At 67.1% G+C, this 17,227-nt stretch carries 15 protein-coding genes and 1 pseudogene; 14 read left to right on the top strand and 2 right to left on the bottom strand.

Annotation, left to right across the window (positions count from 1 at the left end):
* The first annotated feature begins 34 nt into the window (after positions 1-34).
* The 6 genes from NN2_RS37350 (at position 35) to NN2_RS22745 (ending at position 3,616) form a co-directional block, all read left to right on the top strand.
* The gene (locus NN2_RS37350) at positions 35-436 is read left to right on the top strand and encodes a DUF8176 domain-containing protein (protein ID WP_156511409.1); all 402 of its coding nucleotides are present in this window, start codon (positions 35-37) and stop codon (positions 434-436) included.
* 51 nt (positions 437-487) lie between these two features.
* The gene (locus NN2_RS22765; protein WP_063015891.1) at positions 488-1,084 is read left to right on the top strand and encodes a DUF5753 domain-containing protein; all 597 of its coding nucleotides are present in this window, start codon (positions 488-490) and stop codon (positions 1,082-1,084) included.
* 64 nt (positions 1,085-1,148) lie between these two features.
* Complete coding sequence (locus NN2_RS22760; RefSeq protein WP_063015890.1) at positions 1,149-1,640, top strand: hypothetical protein; 492 nt, start codon at positions 1,149-1,151, stop codon at positions 1,638-1,640.
* Positions 1,630-2,613, top strand: a complete 984-nt coding sequence (locus NN2_RS22755) for a nucleoside hydrolase (protein WP_082857192.1) — start codon at positions 1,630-1,632, stop codon at positions 2,611-2,613. Before NN2_RS22760 ends, NN2_RS22755 begins: the two co-directional genes overlap by 11 nt.
* Before the next feature lie 193 nt (positions 2,614-2,806).
* Positions 2,807-3,103, top strand: a complete 297-nt coding sequence (locus NN2_RS22750) for a DUF6968 family protein (protein WP_063015888.1) — start codon at positions 2,807-2,809, stop codon at positions 3,101-3,103.
* Between the two features lie 240 nt (positions 3,104-3,343).
* A complete protein-coding gene (locus NN2_RS22745) occupies positions 3,344-3,616 on the top strand; it encodes a hypothetical protein (RefSeq protein ID WP_063015887.1) in 273 nt (90 codons plus the stop codon).
* Between the two features lie 642 nt (positions 3,617-4,258).
* Here NN2_RS22745 and NN2_RS22740 read toward each other — a convergent pair.
* The gene (locus NN2_RS22740) at positions 4,259-5,041 is read right to left on the bottom strand and encodes a helix-turn-helix domain-containing protein (protein ID WP_063015886.1); all 783 of its coding nucleotides are present in this window, start codon (positions 5,039-5,041) and stop codon (positions 4,259-4,261) included.
* 786 nt (positions 5,042-5,827) lie between these two features.
* On the opposite strand from NN2_RS22740, the gene NN2_RS22735 reads away from it, so the two are divergent.
* A complete protein-coding gene (locus NN2_RS22735; protein ID WP_245658814.1) occupies positions 5,828-7,297 on the top strand; it encodes a flavin-containing monooxygenase in 1,470 nt (489 codons plus the stop codon).
* Here NN2_RS22735 and NN2_RS22730 read toward each other — a convergent pair.
* Positions 7,273-8,139: an MmyB family transcriptional regulator gene (locus NN2_RS22730; protein WP_156511408.1), complete on the bottom strand. Its 867-nt coding sequence runs from the start codon at positions 8,137-8,139 to the stop codon at positions 7,273-7,275. The genes NN2_RS22735 and NN2_RS22730 overlap by 25 nt on opposite strands.
* Positions 8,140-8,726: 587 nt before the next feature.
* Here NN2_RS22730 and NN2_RS22725 point away from each other — a divergent pair.
* The 7 genes and pseudogenes from NN2_RS22725 to NN2_RS22695 all read left to right on the top strand — a co-directional run.
* Positions 8,727-9,629, top strand: a complete 903-nt coding sequence (locus NN2_RS22725) for a hypothetical protein (protein WP_063015885.1) — start codon at positions 8,727-8,729, stop codon at positions 9,627-9,629.
* Positions 9,626-10,870, top strand: coding sequence for a cutinase family protein (locus NN2_RS22720; RefSeq protein ID WP_063015884.1), 1,245 nt, complete (start codon positions 9,626-9,628; stop codon positions 10,868-10,870). Before NN2_RS22725 ends, NN2_RS22720 begins: the two co-directional genes overlap by 4 nt.
* Positions 10,867-11,970 (top strand): lipase family protein, encoded by a 1,104-nt coding sequence (locus NN2_RS22715; RefSeq protein ID WP_063015883.1) that lies wholly within the window; start codon positions 10,867-10,869, stop codon positions 11,968-11,970. Before NN2_RS22720 ends, NN2_RS22715 begins: the two co-directional genes overlap by 4 nt.
* A 70-nt stretch (positions 11,971-12,040) precedes the next feature.
* A complete protein-coding gene (locus tag NN2_RS22710; protein WP_063015882.1) occupies positions 12,041-13,177 on the top strand; it encodes a lipase family protein in 1,137 nt (378 codons plus the stop codon).
* A gap of 94 nt (positions 13,178-13,271) precedes the next feature.
* Positions 13,272-13,982 (top strand): DUF8176 domain-containing protein, encoded by a 711-nt coding sequence (locus NN2_RS22705; RefSeq protein WP_063015881.1) that lies wholly within the window; start codon positions 13,272-13,274, stop codon positions 13,980-13,982.
* Between the two features lie 79 nt (positions 13,983-14,061).
* Positions 14,062-16,125 (top strand): AfsR/SARP family transcriptional regulator, encoded by a 2,064-nt coding sequence (locus tag NN2_RS22700; protein ID WP_063015880.1) that lies wholly within the window; start codon positions 14,062-14,064, stop codon positions 16,123-16,125.
* An 844-nt stretch (positions 16,126-16,969) separates the two neighbouring features.
* Positions 16,970-17,227, top strand: a pseudogene (locus tag NN2_RS22695) (AAA family ATPase); the annotation flags it as partial.

The following is a 17,227-nucleotide window of genomic DNA, read 5'->3' as shown; positions in this document are numbered from 1 at the left end:
CACCGCGCCAGCGACCCCGGTGGCGGTTCCTCACGTGGCGGATGGGTGCCGCCAGTCCGGCGCGGGTCTGGCAGTGTCGGGCACCGGTCCCGGGGACACTCGCAGTGGGCCGGGAGTGATCCTCGGCTTCAACCACGCGTACTACGCCGAGCGGTCGAACGCGCACGCGCTGGAGTTCCTGGCGCCGGGTGCCGAGGGCGTGAATACGCAGCGGGGTGAGCGGTACCCGCTGACCGGCGAGTTCATCGGGTCCGGAATCAGCAAGGTCGCTGCGAATACCCGCTACTGCGTGCGGATCGAGCCGGACTCGGTCGATCGGTGGCAGGTGGAGATCACCGAGCAGGTCGGATCCGAAACCACCGCTGTCACCAAGCAACTCATCACCACCACGACGGTCGAAGGTCGGACACTGATCGCCACGATCGTCGCCCCATAAATGTGAAGTGTGACTCGAAACTGTTTATTGGCAACATATTTGGAGAAGAACATGGCTGTCGATTTGGCATCGCCGCGCCCGGAATTCGTGGCATGGCGGGGGAATCCGTCGAGCGAATTGCAGCAGCAGACCGGGCAACTAGAGACCGATTCGGTCGTGGTGCGATGGTTCGACCCGAGCGTCGTACCGGGGTTGTTGCAAACCCGCGACTACGCCCGCGCGGTCCTCGACGTCTGCGTCGGTAAGGATGACGTTCGGGCTGCGTTGGAGCAGCGGCTGGCGCGGCAGCGACGCTGGCGCGTGTCCGAGGTTCGCACGCATTTCGTGCTCGGTGAGCAGGCGCTGCACACGATCGTCGGTGACGCGGAGACCACGCGCACGCAACTGGAGATGCTGCTGCGCCCGTTGCCGTCGAACTCGACTCTGGGCATCCTGCCCCGGAATACGCAATTTCACACCGCGTCAACAAATTTCGTCATCTATGACCACGATCAGACCGTTGTGGAGACAGTGACCGGCAGTTTGCAAGTCAATGATCCTGCCGATATCGGGGATTACCTGGCGGTGTTCGACATCCTGACCGAGCGCGCGGTCCAGGGCACAGATGCCCATGCGCTCATCCGCCACGCCATCACCGCCCACGAATGATCGGCCCGGCTCCGACGCCGGTCGAAGTCCGTGCCTGCCTACTTTCCGATCGAGGAATCTCAACATGTCCACCGTTCTCACCGGCCCGAGCACTCTGCCGGAGCAGCCTTCTCCCAGTGGTTTTCGAACGACGCGGGAATACGAGAGATGCCTGTACGACGAGTTGTTCGGCACTTGCTTCTATGAGGCGCGAACTCGCGCCCTGACGATCCGTACCCACAGGGTGCGGGCGATCATGGCCCCAGAAGACCTCGCGGAGGCTGCGGTCGGGCGGCTGCACGGGTATCTGCCGATCGTTACCCTGGTCCACCGCTCCGGCCCCGGCGTGTGGGTGCTGCTCACGCGCCCGCCGGCTTCCGGAGACGACCTGCTTGCGTTGGCCAGGCGTGCCAAGACCAGGTCGATCGTCACGGTCGGCCCGGGAGCCGAGCTCGCGTTGCCGACCGCTGGAGTATCGCGGCGCCGGTGGCGCGGGCCCGTACCGACCGCCGTCACCACGGTCGATGAGTTCCCTGCCTACGCCGAGGTGATCGGAGCGCTCACCCATGACGTGTAACCCGCCCCGGCCACGCCTGCAGCCCCTACGGGCGTCCCTGGACACGCCGAGTGTGGTGTTCACCGATATCGGTGGCGATGTCGACGACGCCGCAGCGCTGGTGTTGATGGCGATCACCGACCCGCAGTTGGCGCTGGTGGTCACCGTCGACGAGTACCCGGACGGTCGGCGAGCCAAGCTGGCTCGCCATCTGCTGGACTTGCTGGGCCGCAGTGATGTTCGTGTGGTCGCGGGGCTTTCGCTCGGTGCATCGGGGTATTGGGCCGCCGATGGCCTGTTCCCCGCCGACATCGACCTCCCGCACGTCGACCTTCACGACGTCATGAGCGAACTGTGCGAGGCAGGCGCGAAATCGGTGCGCTGCCTGAGCCTGGGGCCGCTGACCGATCTCGCGCGGCTGCTGATCGCCGACACCCATCGGACCGCGCCGCTGGGCCTCCAACGTCTACTGCGGGTCACCGCGATGGGCGGCGCGCTCCAGTACCGCAAACCCGAGCGGGCCGAGCACAACTGGCGAATGAACCCAGCGGCGGTGCAAACGGTTCTGGCCGAAGTCGAGCATGTCGCGCTGGTGCTGTCGGACCATACTTTCGTCGACGAGATCGCGGTATCTGTGTCCTCGCCGATTTATCGGCTCCTGAACTCGTGGCCCGAGAGGTGGGCGCAGTTGCTGCGCGCGCACTACGACCAGTTCTTCGCCCGCTTCTACCCCGCCAGCAAGCTCCACGACGCGGTCGCCGCCAGTCTCATCCTGGGCGAGTCATTCGTCCAAGGCGAACAATTCGAGTTCTGCGTGGCTCGCGACGCACGTATGCAACCCGGCGCCGGCACACAGGCGTGGCTGTCCACCAGTGTGGACTGCCCCGCATTCATGGCCTGGGTCAGCGAAACGCTGCGGTCCGCGCTTGCACGACAGGCTGATGCGCAGGTCATCCGACAGCATCCGTCCGATCATGTTGGAAGCCTGTCGTGACTGCGCCCAGCTCCAAGCCGGGCGGGGTGCGGCTGCCTGTTTGCTCGTCTGCCGAGCAATTCGTCAACCAGCCGCCGGCCCCTTCGTACTTCACCGCCGTCCACGGTGGAGCTGGCGCGCCCGGTGTCGAGACGACTCTGGTGCAGGGCCCACCTCATCGATACACCGTCAGTAGTAATGAACAGGAGCGGAGATGGCCGGTTGGGACCAGCTGTTCATCGCGCAGCGCGAACTGCGACGAGGGTCCGGGTCGCCGATCGTGGTTTCGATCGGCCTGCCGTACAAGGTTGATTCATCCACCTGGCGCGCTCCGGTTCGGATCGACGGCATACAAGACGACGATCCGTTCGATGAGGCCGCGTCGGGCAGTGATTCAGTCGAAGCTCTGATCAACTGCCTGAAATTGATTGCAGCAGTTACGGATTCATGGAACGTCGACAACTCGATCACGTGGAACGACAAGACCGACCTGGGATTCTCGCCGTCGTAACCGAACACCGTGACAACCACGCCCTCGCCCGCGTCGATCGCCCGTCGAAGGGTTCATCGGACGCCGCTGAACCCGCTCGCTTGCAAGTTGATTGGAGAGTCATGACTGTCAGTGCCACGTTGCCCAAGCGATCGCGTCGTACCGGCAATGTCCGATTCGCGCGCCTGATCGTCTCGTTGGGAGCCGTTGATGGATAACGTGCTGGATCGTTTGTGCAACGAGTCCGCGAGTTGATGCCGCATGGACGGCATCGACCCGGACAGTGTTCACCACACCATTGTCGACGGAATCGAAGTGACATGGTACGTGCTCGACCATGCCGCACGGGTCGAGTCGATCCGCGAAGTGGACGGCCGGGTCCTGATGTCCTATCGAGGCCCCGGATACCCGGATGTGGCGCAAGCAGAAGAGCTTTGGCCGCGGTTCTCCGGGGTGTGGGCGGCGGTGCGAGACGAACAGCAGCAAGTGATTGCGGAAAGCCGCGACCGTTCCCGCGCTGACCGTTCGATCTGACCGACAGCCACTCAGGACTGCGAGTCCTCCAATCCAACGATCACCGGAGGCAATGCCATATGAAACATGCCGCGCGCGTGAACGGCTGTCGGTTCGCTCCGATTGCGGTGTGGTTGGTGGCCCGTGACGTAGCGGGTCGGTGGCCGGGTTGCGCATTCGATGTGGGGCTGCAGTGTCGGCCGGGAATTCGACGCTGGTCTGTGGTCGTGAAATGGTCCGACGGGCCGACCGAGGCAATGGTGGGCAGTTATCTGGGCCGCTACGTGGCCGAACGACGTCGCTGCGGAGTCGCGGAGAGGTCGCGACCTGGTGAGTGGATGCCAGCGCTGTTCGCAGTCTCCGAAATCGACACACGACGAACGATCACAGCGGCCGGGTTCGATCCGATCGCGGCAACCATTGAACGTGATTGCGGGGTGGAGGTGCCGCGCATCGACGGTGGCGTCGATTGGGAGCGAGCCGCCGAGGTGTGGATCATGGGCCCGATTCGGCTCAGCGGCGCCATGTTCGAGCGGCTGACAGGCACGCATATGGCGACGATGCAGGGCCCCGTGCCTGTCGCGCTCGCGCTGCACATGGTGTCCGAAGCCGTCGACTTGACCGGAATCGCGCAGCCCGCATCGAAGGAGAACCCGCGACGTGTCAGCATGCAATGGCCGCGGCCTCGGCCATGCCGTAGACGGCGAGTAAATCGGTGCGGTCGCCGAACTCGGTGACTTGCAGGCCGATCGCGACGGGGGTCGAGGCGCAGGGTATATGCAGACGGATCGGTGTGGCGGCGCGGCGTCCGTAGGCCACCTGGAGGTGGTTGCTCTCCCATAGTCGCTGGAAGTCGTTGGAGGCTCGTAACTTTCGTAACAGCTGTTGTGCTTGCGGGGTGTCGCGGTATCGGCCCAGCATCGCACGGATGACGGCGACCCAGCCGTGGGCCTCGTGGTCCCAATGGTCGATGACGCGGCGGGCGGTGGGGGTGAAGAACCAGAGCGCGAGATTGTGGTCGCAGTCCGCCAAGCCGGGCACAGCTTGTCCGAAGGTTCGATTGTTTTGCAGCACAGTGGACAACGGGGTGAGGTAGGCGCTAGCGATGTATCGGGTATCGAGGTGGTCGAGGTGGGCCTGGACGGCGGGGCTGTCGACATGGCAGCGCAGGTCGGCGGTGGGCGGCAGTGTCGCGGAAGGCTCCCACAGATCGAAAGTGTGGCACTTCTGCCACGGATTCAGCTGATAGGCCCGTGCCAGTCGTTCTACCACCTCGCGGGCCGGGTGAGCGTGGTCTCGCTCGATGCGGTTGACGTAGGAGGTGCTGATGCCGGCGCGCTTGGCGGCATCTTCGCGGGAGAGCCCGAGGTGCAGGCGCGCGCGTTGGAGCCAGTCGTAGAAGTCCGGCATGCGCGGCCCGGGAGCGGAGCCACCGTGGTGTTTCATGAGCCCCTCCGTAACTGGCGTCGATCACAATCCGCGCTGTCGGAACGCGGTTCGGTGACGGCGATGGAATTTCGGGTGAAATAAGGGCGGGCTCTCCCACGGCACTGTGAAGTCAGATCGATCCTCGTGAGCTACCTGCGATCAATCCCGCCCGGGTCGCTGTCGTTGTCTTTTCACCTTCGCCCGGTGGTGAGTCGGGTGTCAACGGGGAACGGGTGCCCAATTAGGGCATCTATGGGGCGAGTAAATGCCCTGCGAGGGCACTTTCTCGTGTATTCGGTCCGCACTGAACAACTCATGACCGGTTCGGGTGAGAACGGAAAGAGGTCAGTCGATGGCCCACAAGCGGTAAGGTCATTGGGTGCACCAGGGTCGGTAATTGCCCAGTGTGAACGATTAATCTCTGGCTTGTGCCCAAATTGGGCAATTTCTGGTTATTGACTGGGTAGGTATTCGGGCTGAATCCTCGTTTTCACGAGGCAGGGTTTCGTGTCGTGGTGGTATCGGCGGACTGCTCAGATCTGCTGACCGGTGAAACTCGGCCATTCATCACTGCGTGCGCGCAGTGGATTCGCATACAGGCAAGTCATTCCCCGACGGCTTTGAAGGCCGCCGCTCTTTGATTCGAGGTTTCCGATGGCCGACACCACAGCCGACAATTACCGACGACGCACAGCGCCCCCTACAGAGGCTGGGCAGAACCCGCCGCCTGGAGCGAGGCCCGGGAACGAATCTGGTCGGACGGCCGGCCTCCGAGGCCGGCCTGTTGCCTCGGGCGCTGGGCGTGTGACAGAGGTCGTCATCGTCGGCGCCGGGTTCGGTGGTCTGACCATGGCCGCGGAACTCCGGTCGGCCGGCATCGATGATTTCCTCGTGCTGGAGAGCGGCGCCGATGTCGGCGGGGTCTGGCGTGAGAACACCTACCCTGGCTGCGCCTGCGACGTGCCCTCGCACCTGTACTCCTTCGAGTTCGCGCCCTACCGAGACACCGACATCCGGTTCCCAGGTCAAGCCGAAATCCTTCAGTACATGCGCCAGGTCGTCGAGCGCCACGGCCTGCGCGCGCATCTGCGCTACGCCACGCCGGTTATCGGCGCGGACTTCGACGCCGCGACCGGCATATGGACCCTGACCACCACCGCCGGCCAGGCGATCAGGGCGAGGACGGTGGTGTGGGCGGTCGGGCAGCTGCACCGCCCCGCATATCCGGTATTTCCCGGCGCGCACGCCTTTGGTGGCCGTGCCTTCCACTCCGCGCGCTGGAACCACGACGCGGACCTGACCGGCCACATCGCGGTCATCGGCACCGGATCCTCAGCGGTGCAGATAGTTCCGGAGCTGGCGCGCACTGCCGCCTCGGTGACGGTGTACCAGCGCACCCCGGCGTGGATTCTGCCCAAGCCGCGGCAGCGATTCGGTCTGGTCTCGCGGTGGCTGCTCGGCCATGTCCCGGGCGCCCACCAGCTCTATCGGGCGGGTGTTTCTCGCGGGGCCGACGCGGTCCTGGCGCCGATCATGCGCGGCGGCTGGTCGGCTGGGCCCGCGACGTGGATCGCGCGGGCGCATCTGAGGCGACAGGTCCCCGACCCGGTCCTGCGCGACGCGCTCACCCCGCGATACCGGATCGGGGAGAAGCGGATCCTGCTGTCGAGCAGCTACTATCCCGCGCTGATGCGCCCCACCGTCGAGGTGGTGACCGACCCGATCGAGCAAGTCACCGCCGACGGCATTTGCACGGCAGACGGCACTCACCGGCGCGCCGACGTGATCGTCTATGCCACCGGTTTCCGCGCGTCGGACTTGCTGGGAGGCGTGCACATCCGGGGTCGCGGCGGTATGGACCTGCACGACCGATGGATCGCCGGACGCCCCGAGGCGTTTCTCGGGCTGGCGGTGCCGGGCTTCCCCAACATGTTCCTCATCGCCGGACCTCACAGCTTCACCCCGGCCAACTCCAATCCGTCTCTGAAGGCGGATCAGGCACGCTACATCGCCGCCTGTATCGCCCTCGCCGACCGGTGGGGCACACCGATCGAAGTCGCCACGACCGCGATGTCGGCCTACCGTGCCTGGCTCGACGCCCAGCTGGCCCGCACCGTGTGGCCCACCGGCGTGCCCTCTTGGTTCAAACGCGCTGATGGTGAGGTCACCAACGCATGGCCGGCCACCGCGCGGGCCTTTCACCGCATGACCAGCACGGACCCTGCGCGAGCCTTCCGGCCGATGCCCGATCAGGACAGCGCCGGTCCGGTATAGGGCAACCGGTAGGCCAGACAAAGCCGCATGTCGCGGGAGCCGGCCACAGCGCCGAGCTGCACGCTCATCGAATAGGGCTCACCGGTGCCCGCGTCGCGCAGATGAATGTGCTCGTCGGGACTGCGGCCGTAGGCGACGGCCAGGCTGCTGGTCCAGACGGAGGTGAACGTGGCACTGGTGCGCAGGCGCCGCAGGAGGGCCAGGGCCTGCGGAGCGTCACGATGACGACCGAGCGCACCACGCAGCGTGGCGGTGAAGAACGCGGATGCCCGGTCTGCGAAGACGAAGATCGATGCTGAGGTGGCCGTGGAGGTGTCGCGGCGGAAATGCCACAGCGCCAGGTTGCCATCGAAGTCGTCCACGCCGGGGAATGCCTCGCTGAACGGTTCATTGGCGGCGACCACATTCCACAAAGGATCGATGAACGCGCAGGCCAGGCCCTCGCGCCCCAAGCGCGACAGACGAGCCCGCTGTTCAGGTACGGCAAGCAGCTCACGCAACGCACCGACCGGCCGCAGCGGTACAGCGGGCTGGGCAAGTTCGCGCGTGAAGCGTTGCTGCGCGGGCCCCAGGTCGTAACCGGCGATGATCCGGTCCAGCGTCACCGCCGACGGGGCGGCGGCCGAGTTGCGCTCGATCGATTTGAGAGTGTCCACGCTGAGGTGGAGGCGGGCAGCCGCCGCAGGGCGGGAAAGCCCATGATGGGCTCTCAGCTGCCGCGCCCAACGCCCGAGGTCCGGCATTTCCACAGCGAGCTGACTGCCGCCGCGAACGCGCCGCCCCCGGCGCTGCGAGCCTGCCGTCGCGTCCGTAATCCCAGCCACGTCCTCCCCTTCGCTCAAGAATCGGCAGAATCCACTCACGGTGGTTGAACCTTTTATCTCCCCCGAGATAATTCTTTCTACCAAAGGTCGCCAGCAACCGCAAAGGCAATATATTGTGTCGCGGGAAGATAGCTGACCCGTTCGCTCCCGGGTGCCGTGTGGCGTGCGCCACGCGCCCCGACCGAAGGGCCTCGAAAAATTCTTCGATGCACACAACTGCTACCCGTTTCACGATATCGGCGCTGGTCGCTGTGGTGACCCTATGAGGGCGGCGTTTGTGGTAACAATATTTTTCCCTGTCGAGAGGCTGGCGTGGGAGGCATTCTCGGGGTTGTGATGGGTGGGCACCTTCACTTCCACGGAAAGGGAAAATTATGGATCCATACGAGGTTGTTACGTGGCTCAATGCCGGCGCTGCTCTCGTGTCGAATGTGCTAGCAGTCGCCTCGCAGGTATTGAACCTGGCTCTGTTTTTCCTCTGACCCTCGGGATATCGCGGCGGGCCTCCCGGCCTCGTCGAAGCCGCCGAGAGGCCCGCGTTAATTCTGCGTTGTTCGAACGCATTACCTGATTCGGTATTTCCTTCCTTCGAAGGGGTTATTCGCATGCCCAGAAACAGACGCAATTCCTTCGAGCCGACACTGGCCTCGAAACACGAGGTACGACCCGGCAGCTTCGGGCGCCACGGTGTGAGCCGCCCGAAATTCGCGCGGGGCGGTCACGTCCTGGTGGTCGGTGCGGTGCAGGCGTTGGTGATGCTGGCCGCAGCTACCGACGTCAACGCTGAGACGATCGCCCCGATTGTCAATCAGCCGGGCGTGACGACCCCGGCGCAACCGGGCACAACCACGCCTGCGCCTCCACCGCCGCCCGCAGCTGCCGTCTACCCCGAGCAGCCGCCGTCGGTGCGCAACGGGCCCGCGCCCCGGCCTGCGCCGTCTCCGGACCCTGTTCCTCCGGTGCAGGTAGAAGATCTGCATCTGCCCGAACCCGTGGACGCGGTCGCGCCGATCGCCGCGCCTCCCGACGAGATCCGCGTGGGCCAATTCTCGGTGCCCTCGCCACCATGGGTGCCCGGTGAGGTCCGCGACGCGATCAACAACACTGCCGCCGGGGCCGAGGCGCAGGTCGCTACCGCGCTGGACTCGATCGGGATCCCGCCGGGGCGTTCGGACCGGGTCAGCGGTGCCACCCTGGCCGGTGCGGGGATCGGCGGCGCGATCGGTGCCACGATCACCGCCGCCCCGGCCGCTGCGGCCGGAGCGGTGGTCGGCGGCCTGATCGGCGGAACGATCGGCGGGATCGCCGGAGCCGCTGTCGGCACGGTCGTCGAGGTCCCCGTGATCGGCACCATCACCTCCGGTGTGGCCGGTACTGCGATCGGCGTGGCAGCCGGAGCGGCAGCAGGTGCGCTGATCGCCGGAGCCCCCGCCGCCGTCGCCGGAGCGCTGGTCGGCGGTGCCGTGGGGATGGGGTTCGGTGCCGCAGTCGGAGTTGACCAACGATGACCCGAACCTGCGTACGCGCACGCACGGCCGCCGCCGCGCTGCTGGTCTTCCTCGCCGCGATCGCCCTCGCGATGCCGGTGCCGGCCGTGGCCTCACCCGACCCGGATCCTGGGTGCCCGCCGGTGTGGGTGCTCGGGGTGCAGGGCACCGGTCAGTCTTCCCCGGATGCGAGCCGCACCGACGACACGGGCATGCTCGGCGCACTGATCGGGCCGGTCACGGCGGCGGCTCCCGGGTTGGTGGCCCACACCTACGTGCCGTACGCGGCGGGATTCGGTGGTGTCGTCGGCGCCGGGGGAGGCGACGAGCCCTACGTCCGCTCGGTCACCGACGTGATCGCAGATCTCGGCGCCGAGGCCCAGCGCGTCGTGAACCAGTGCCCGCGGACCGAGCTGGCGCTGGTCGGGTATTCACAAGGCGCGCAAGCGGTCTCGCAGCTCGCACGAGCCGTCGGTGCCGGGAACGGCCCGGTCCCGGCCGACAAGGTCGCGGCGGTCGCGCTCTACGCGAACCCGGAACGCCGTGCGGGCGGGCCGGTGTTGCCGGGACGGCCCGGCCAGATCACGCCGGATCCAGCCCCGGGCACCAGCGGCGCGGCGGTATCCACGGTGCAGCTCAGCGCGCCACCGGCGTCCGGCAGCGGCATAGCCGACGACGACGCCGAGTATGGGGCGTTGTCCGGGCGGGTCCTCGATATCTGTGCCGAGGGCGATCTGGCGTGCTCGGCACCCGAGCACGCGGCACTGCTGCGGATCGGCGCCCTGATCGCCGCGCAAGCCGACCTGTCCAACCCGATCGGCGCTGTCGCCAGCCTGCAGCAATTGCTGTCGCGGGCGTTGGGTTCCGCATGGACCACGATCGTGCTCGACGACGTCGCCGTCAGTCCCGCCACTGTCGATTACATGCCTCGAAAGACGTTGGCGCAGAGGATGATAGAAGCGTCCGATCCGCGCGTTGCTGCGCCGTCGCCCGAGCGGGCGGCTGAGGCGGGGCAGCGCTGGACCGAGATCACCGCGACCGTGGCCGCCCATCCTGCTGAACTGTTGAAGCTGGCGGGACAGCTGGCCGGTGCGTGGGGGCAGCTGCTGGCCGACAACGGCGATCTGGCGAATCCGTCGGTGTGGGCGCGTCTGGCAGGAACGGTCGCCGCTCACGACGGCTACGCCGCCGCCGGTCAGCTCGGCCCCGGGATCGCGTGGCTGGTCGCCGTTGCCCACGACCTCGCCGGAGGCCACCAATGACCGAGGCCACGAGTACCGATACCGATTTCTACACCCCGCCCGCCGTGGTGGAGCAGCAGCCCGGGGCCATCCTGCGCCTGCGTCCGGCCCCGCAACTGACCGGAGCTGGCCAAGCGTGGCAGATCCTGTACGCCTCGCGTGATTCCTACGACCGGCCGATCCCGGTGTCTGGCACGGTGATCACTCCCGAGAGCGCCGGCGAGCTCGGCGGTGCGGTGCTGGTGTACCAGCCCACCTTCCACGGCCTGGGAGGAGCGTGCGCGCCCTCCCAGCTGCTGGCCGCGGGCACTGAACCCGACAGCGCTCAAATCCGGGCCGCGCTGGCACGCGGATTCACTGTCGCCGTGGCCGACGGAGAAGGGCTCGGCGTGCTCGGCCACGGCCCACACACTCTCCTCGCCGGCCGCGCCGCCGGGCAGGTGATTCTCGACCTGGCCCGTGCCGCCACCCATATCCCCGCCCTGCATGCCGCGGGGGCTCCAGTCGTGTGGTGGGGCTACGGCGACGCAGGCCGCGCCGCTGTGTGGGCGGGCAGCCTGCAACCCAGCTGCGCGCCGGAACTGGATGTGCGCGGGATCGCCGCCGGGGCGGTCGTCACCGATCCAGGACAGATCCTGCGGGTGGTCAATCAGGGCATGTGGGCGGGTCTCGGGCTCGCGGCGCTGATCGGGTTGTCGCACGCGCACCGGCATCTGCCCCTGCGTCACATCTTCACCGAGGACTCGCGCCGGAGCCTGCTGGCCGAGGCGGAGGCGTCGAACCGAGTGCGGTTCTGTGACACGTGGCGGCACCCGGTCGGGGTGTGGTGCGAGCGGCCCGACGTCTGGAACGACCCGGTCTGGCAGCACGTGTTCGCCCATGAACTCATCGGCGCGAGCATGGTCCCGACCACACCGCTGCACCTGTATCACGGGGCGACCGACGCGATCGTGCCGGTCGAGTTCGGCCGCCGCCTCGCTCGCGACTTCCGTTCCGGCGGCGGAAGGGTCGGGTGGCGCGAGTACGACGCCGATCACTTCCGAACCGCTCGCGCCGCGATCGGCGACGTGCTCGACCACCTCACCGAAGACCTCACCCGCCCTCACCCCCAACCAGCCTGAGATGCCCGCCCCAAGGGCTTCCCGACAACCCCTGTGCCACACAACAATCCACTCATCGATAGAGGTTCTGATGTCCGATTTCTACACTGCACCGGTTCTCGAGCAGAACCATGTTCCCGGAGAACTTGTCCGGATGCGGCCGGCGTTCGTCCCGCAGTTGCCCGGCGCGGTGGCGGCCTGGCAGATCGTGTACGTCTCGCGTGATTCCCAGGGCGCGCTGACCCCCGCCTCGGGAATCGTGATCATTCCCGATACCGACACCGGTCCGGAGGCAATGCTGGTGTATTACCCAGCATTTCGCGGCTTGGGTGGCCCGTGCGCACCGTCGCGGTCGCTGGTCGTCGGGGCCGACCCGGACACCGCCGATATCGCGGTGCTCGCCGAGGCGCTCACCCGGGGATGGGTGGTCGCGGTGCCCGACGGCGAATGTCTCGGCCTCACCGGTATGGGACCGCACACCTTCCTCGCCGCTCGTGCCGGCGGACAGATCGTGCTCGACCTGGCTCGCGCCGCGCGCCTGGTACCCGACCTCGCCGGCGACGGTGAGACGGCCCGGATGCCGTTGCTGGCGTGGGGATATGCCGATGGCGGCCGTGCAGTCGCAGCAGCGGGCGAATTGCACGCCGAGTACGCGCCGGAGCTGGACTTGCGGGGACTGTGCGCGGGAGCGGTGGTCTCCGATCTCGCCGCGGTCGCCCACACGGTCGACGCGGGCGCGTACTCGGCGCTGGGAGTAGCCGGGTTGATCGGTTTGGCGCGCGCCTATCCGCACCTGCCGTTGCTGGATGTGCTCACCGAGGAGGGACGGGAGCTGGCCGCCCGCGCCGACGCGTTGACCGTCGAGCATCTGCTGGACTGGTACCGCCAGCCGTTGGCGCACTGGTGCCGCCGACCGGACCCGTGGAACGACGCGGTGTGGCGGTGGGTGCTGGCCGGAGAAACCCTCGCCCACACCGCCCCCATGGTGCCGATGCGGTTGTACCACGGCGTCGAGGATCAGATCGTTCCCGTGACAGCTGGACGGCGCACGATGATCGCCTACCTTCAGCGCGGCGCGGATGTGAGCTGGCGCGAATACAACCGCGGCCACCTCACCACCGCGACCGAGGCCCGCGACGACGCCTTCGCCCACCTCGGCCACACCCTCTCCGCCCCCACCGACGACGGCCACCAACCCATGCCCGGCGCAGACACTGCGCGCGCGTGACCCCTCCGGGGAACACCTGCCCGCGCCCGGCGACCGCCCTGCAACCGGACGCGGGCAGGCCCCGAAGACGAACCGACGAACGGGGTGAAATGCATTGCCTCGCAACGACAACAGCTCCGAGGAAGAGTGGGGCAAGCCGATCCTCAAACCGGACGACGACCTCGACCTGGACACCGCCCTGGCGGCAAACCTCACTGCCGAGGCGACTGTCTCGGCGCAGGCCGACTGGTTCACCCCACCCTCACCTAATCCCGGACCCGACAAACCGGCAGCTGGTCGACGCGGGCGCAGACTTCCGCCACGGGGATGGGCAGCGCTGGCCGCCCTCGCCGCGGTGACCGCCGGCGTGCTCGCCATCACCCATACCGGCGACGAGGACAGCCCGCACGCCGCTCGTGTCTCGGCGACCGCAGGTCCTCCGGCGACCACCACGGCAGCGAGCGGCCCCTGCACGGGTTTGTCGGGAGCGGTGGTGACCACTCGTGGCGGCAAAACCGACACCATCGCGGGCATCATCGCCACCTTCGAAGCCGACTACTACACCGAGCGCTCCGCCGCCAAGGCAATACAACTCGTCACCCCCGAGACCGGAATCACCGAGCAGGGACTGGCCGACGGCATCGCCTCGATCCCGACAGGCACCACCCACTGTGTCGCCATCACCCCGCTCACCACGAACACCGCGACCGCGCACCTGGTGGAACTACATCCCGACGGCCGCCGTGTCGACTACCTCCAGGTGATCAACACCGTCCCCGGTCCCGGCGGCGGTCTGCTGATCAGCCACATCCAGGAGCAGGGATGACCTCCACCCAGACCACCGGTCCCGCGAGTCACCTGTCCACCGCAGCCCCAGACCCCGACATTGTTTGCGTGTGGCTGTAATGGATTCGCGCGCAACATATTCCGCCCATAACGAGAGTCCCGGGTTGTTGATCGCGGTGGCGGGAACCGCACCGGGCTCAGGCGTCACGACCACCACGGTCGCGCTCGCACGAACCTGGCCCGGACCCGAGCCCGCGGTGATCGTCGAAGCCGACCCGGCGGGCGGGCACCTCGCGACCTCGATCGGAGCCGACCCGTACCGGGGCCTGGCGAGCATGGCCCGTGCCGCTGCTGCCGGCGCCCCGGCGAGGGCACTGGAGTGGACCGCGCACGTGCAACAGCTGCCCGGTGGCGTGGCCTTCCTCGCCTCGCCCCCCGGACCCGATAGAGGCGCCCGTTCCGGCTGGATTGCCGCGCTACTCACCGGCGACCAGCACGGCCCGCACGCCGGACATCCACCACCGAGCTGGAATCGCGCCGGTGCGACAGTGATTGCGGACTGCGGCGCCCCCGAGCCGGGCTCTGCAATCGCTTCAATCCTCGCCCGAGCCGATGCTCGGCTGCTCGTCGTGCACGCCGACCGGGACCACCCGGCCCACGCCCGGCGCCGGATCCTCGAACTCACCGCCACCGGTGGTCGCCGCGCGGTCCTGCTCATCGACCCCGACTCCGGCAGGGACTACGCGACCGAGCTCGGGCTTCCGATCATGGCCTGCCTGCCCGCCGACCCCGGCTCCGCCGCCACGCTCCTTCGCCGCTCCCCGCTCTGGACTCGCCGCAACCAGCTCCTGCCCGTCACCCGCCCCATCGCCACCGCAATCGACATCCAGCTCCGCCCGACCGCGTCAGCCGTGGAGCCCCGCGACGGCCGCCCAGCGGCACGACGTCACGGCTTCGGCCGTCGCCGGGGGGCGCGGCCGACGGTCTACCGGATCGACCTGCCCGCCAGCTCCCCTCGTGCACCGGGCCCTGCCCTGTATAGGGAGGCGAGCCCGGCGCCCCACCGGGCAGCACCGGACCTCCCTACCCACATCGAGACCGGCCGCGCGGGCATCGGTCACCAGAATGAACGCGGCACGGATATCGCCACAACCGCTGCGGCGCAGCCCGCCACCTCCTCAGAGCCCTCGCAGTCGCCCCCGACCGATCACGGACCCGACTCCGCCCCCGCCGCCCCACGCCGAACTCGATGGGCACCACTGCTGCCCGGCCAGCAGACAGACATCACGCGCCACGAGCCTGACACCGACGCCGACCTCGGTGCCGGCGTCGGCGACACGGAGGCTGCCGCGGGGCCCACGCCTCGCTCCGCCGTAGTGGCGCCGGACCCCATGCTCGCATCGCCTGCAACCGTTGGCGGGCACCTTCTCGTGGTGCAGTTGTTCGGGCCGACACAATTGTGGCTGGACGTGGCGGGCACGCAGCGCACTGAAATCACCGGCCGGCTGCAACCCCAGAGCCTCGAGTTGCTCGCTGTGCTGGGTCTGCATCCCGGCGGAATGACCCGCGACGAACTGCTCGAAGCGCTGTGGTCGGGGCATCTGCCCGCCAAACCCAACAACGCGCTCAACAACGCGATCAGCCGCCTGCGCATCGCTCTCGGCGCGGCCACCGGCACCGACGGCCACGCCACCGTGCAGGCCACCCAGGGCCGCGCTCGTTACCGCCTCGAACCCGCCCATGTGCGGGTGGACTATTGGGACTTCACCGAGGCCGTCACCGCGCGCCGCCGCGCTACCACCAACGAGGAGCGGGCCGCGGCATGCCAGCGGATTATCGACATCGCCACCGCGCCACTAGCCCCGGATCTGAGCCAACCCTGGATCGAGCCGATGCGCGAAGCCACGCGCCGCGACGCACTCAACGCCCTGGGGTGGCTGGCCTCGCACACCGTGACCACCGACCCCCGCACCACCCTGGACATGCTCGAAACAGCCGCAGAGACCGACCCCTACAACGAAGCCCTCTGGCAAGACATCCTGCGACTGCACGCCAAACTCGGCGAATACGACGCCCTCACTCGCACCTACACACTCCTGAGCAGAAAACTCACCGAAATCGACGCCACCCCCAGCCGCGAAACACAACAACTCCTCCACCACCTCCAACACGCAACGAGATGAACCAACCCGCCACCCAATCGACACCGCGACACCGCCCGACGCGGCCATTCGAGAATGCGGAACCGAACGAGTCGAATACTTCACGGCAACCCCGCGAGAGCACGGCGTCGAATGAAGCAAATAACGACAGCCGCAAGAATTACGCCTATAATATCAATGGGCCGATTGTTTCGGATTGCGATGCCCGCTTTTGCGCTTGCGTCGATGTGTGCGTAACCGCGTTCGGAACAAGTGTCGTACGCTTCGGGAATGGCATCGTAGCCCTGCTGGGATATCCATAGCTCCGCATTGCTTGCTTCCCGTAAACCGTGAAGTTGATCCGGGGGCTATACCGGGGGCTATACGGGGGGCTGTTCGGGGGGTTGCTCAAGTCAGCCCACCCAGCCAGCGTAAACATGCTGGTAGATGCGCATTTCCGGACATCCATGCGACCCGGGATCATATACCCCAGAAACGTAGGTACATGATCGTCGCTGCCTCGGCGGCCGACGTATCGCCTCCCCTCCGCAGCGCCCCATCCGTTTTATCCAGCTCATCTCATATTCTTTTTTCAGCTACAGATTGCTTTTTATCATTTATGGTCCCGCTCTTTGTTTGTGTCATCGGCAGGCTCCGGCGTAACGCATTTCTTTTCGGAATTGCGCCGCCAATTCGGGGCGAGGACGGAAAATCTTCGGAAATTAGGTGATTTTGGGGTTGTGCCTGCATGGCGAGTCGAGTTAGCGTCGTTTCGTTCCCGGGAAATGCCGGGGAATTCCGAGAATTCCGAATGACGTTCTCGCCACCGCTGTGCCTGTTTCGCGGGATGGTGTGCGTCGGAATACGGCCCGAAATAGGAGACGAAATGACTTCCCCCACCGCTGCCGCACCCGCGACGAGCACCCGTTTGGGTAATGGTGAATTGCGCCGCATGGTGGCCCGCGTGCTGGCCGATCACCCCGCCATCGAATACAGCCCCCGCGAGATCGCGAAACTGATCTCCCGCTCGTCCGGGGCGGTCGGTAACGCACTGAAAACCCTCACCGCCGCCGGGCAGGCCGAGCAAACCAACGCCAAACCGCTGCGCTACCGCGCCACCGCCGACACCGCCGCCGCTACGCCG

Source organism: Nocardia nova NBRC 15556, assembly GCF_001613005.1.
Taxonomy (GTDB): domain Bacteria; phylum Actinomycetota; class Actinomycetes; order Mycobacteriales; family Mycobacteriaceae; genus Nocardia; species Nocardia nova.
The sequence above is the reverse complement of the archived record's forward strand: the minus strand, read 5'-3'. Positions and strand labels throughout refer to the sequence as shown.

What these genes read in the sequence shown, in the direction of transcription:
- NN2_RS22755 (WP_082857192.1), top strand. Translation starts at nt 1,630, where the DNA reads ATGACGTGTAACCCGCCCCGGCCACGCCTGCAGCCCCTACGGGCGTCC.
- NN2_RS22750 (WP_063015888.1), top strand. Translation starts at nt 2,807, where the DNA reads ATGGCCGGTTGGGACCAGCTGTTCATCGCGCAGCGCGAACTGCGACGA.
- NN2_RS22725 (WP_063015885.1), top strand. Translation starts at nt 8,727, where the DNA reads ATGCCCAGAAACAGACGCAATTCCTTCGAGCCGACACTGGCCTCGAAA.
- NN2_RS22740 (WP_063015886.1), bottom strand. Translation starts at nt 5,041, where the DNA reads ATGAAACACCACGGTGGCTCCGCTCCCGGGCCGCGCATGCCGGACTTC.
- NN2_RS22765 (WP_063015891.1), top strand. Translation starts at nt 488, where the DNA reads ATGGCTGTCGATTTGGCATCGCCGCGCCCGGAATTCGTGGCATGGCGG.
- NN2_RS22715 (WP_063015883.1), top strand. Translation starts at nt 10,867, where the DNA reads ATGACCGAGGCCACGAGTACCGATACCGATTTCTACACCCCGCCCGCC.
- NN2_RS22700 (WP_063015880.1), top strand. Translation starts at nt 14,062, where the DNA reads ATGGATTCGCGCGCAACATATTCCGCCCATAACGAGAGTCCCGGGTTG.
- NN2_RS22720 (WP_063015884.1), top strand. Translation starts at nt 9,626, where the DNA reads ATGACCCGAACCTGCGTACGCGCACGCACGGCCGCCGCCGCGCTGCTG.
- NN2_RS22745 (WP_063015887.1), top strand. Translation starts at nt 3,344, where the DNA reads ATGGACGGCATCGACCCGGACAGTGTTCACCACACCATTGTCGACGGA.
- NN2_RS22710 (WP_063015882.1), top strand. Translation starts at nt 12,041, where the DNA reads ATGTCCGATTTCTACACTGCACCGGTTCTCGAGCAGAACCATGTTCCC.
- NN2_RS22760 (WP_063015890.1), top strand. Translation starts at nt 1,149, where the DNA reads ATGTCCACCGTTCTCACCGGCCCGAGCACTCTGCCGGAGCAGCCTTCT.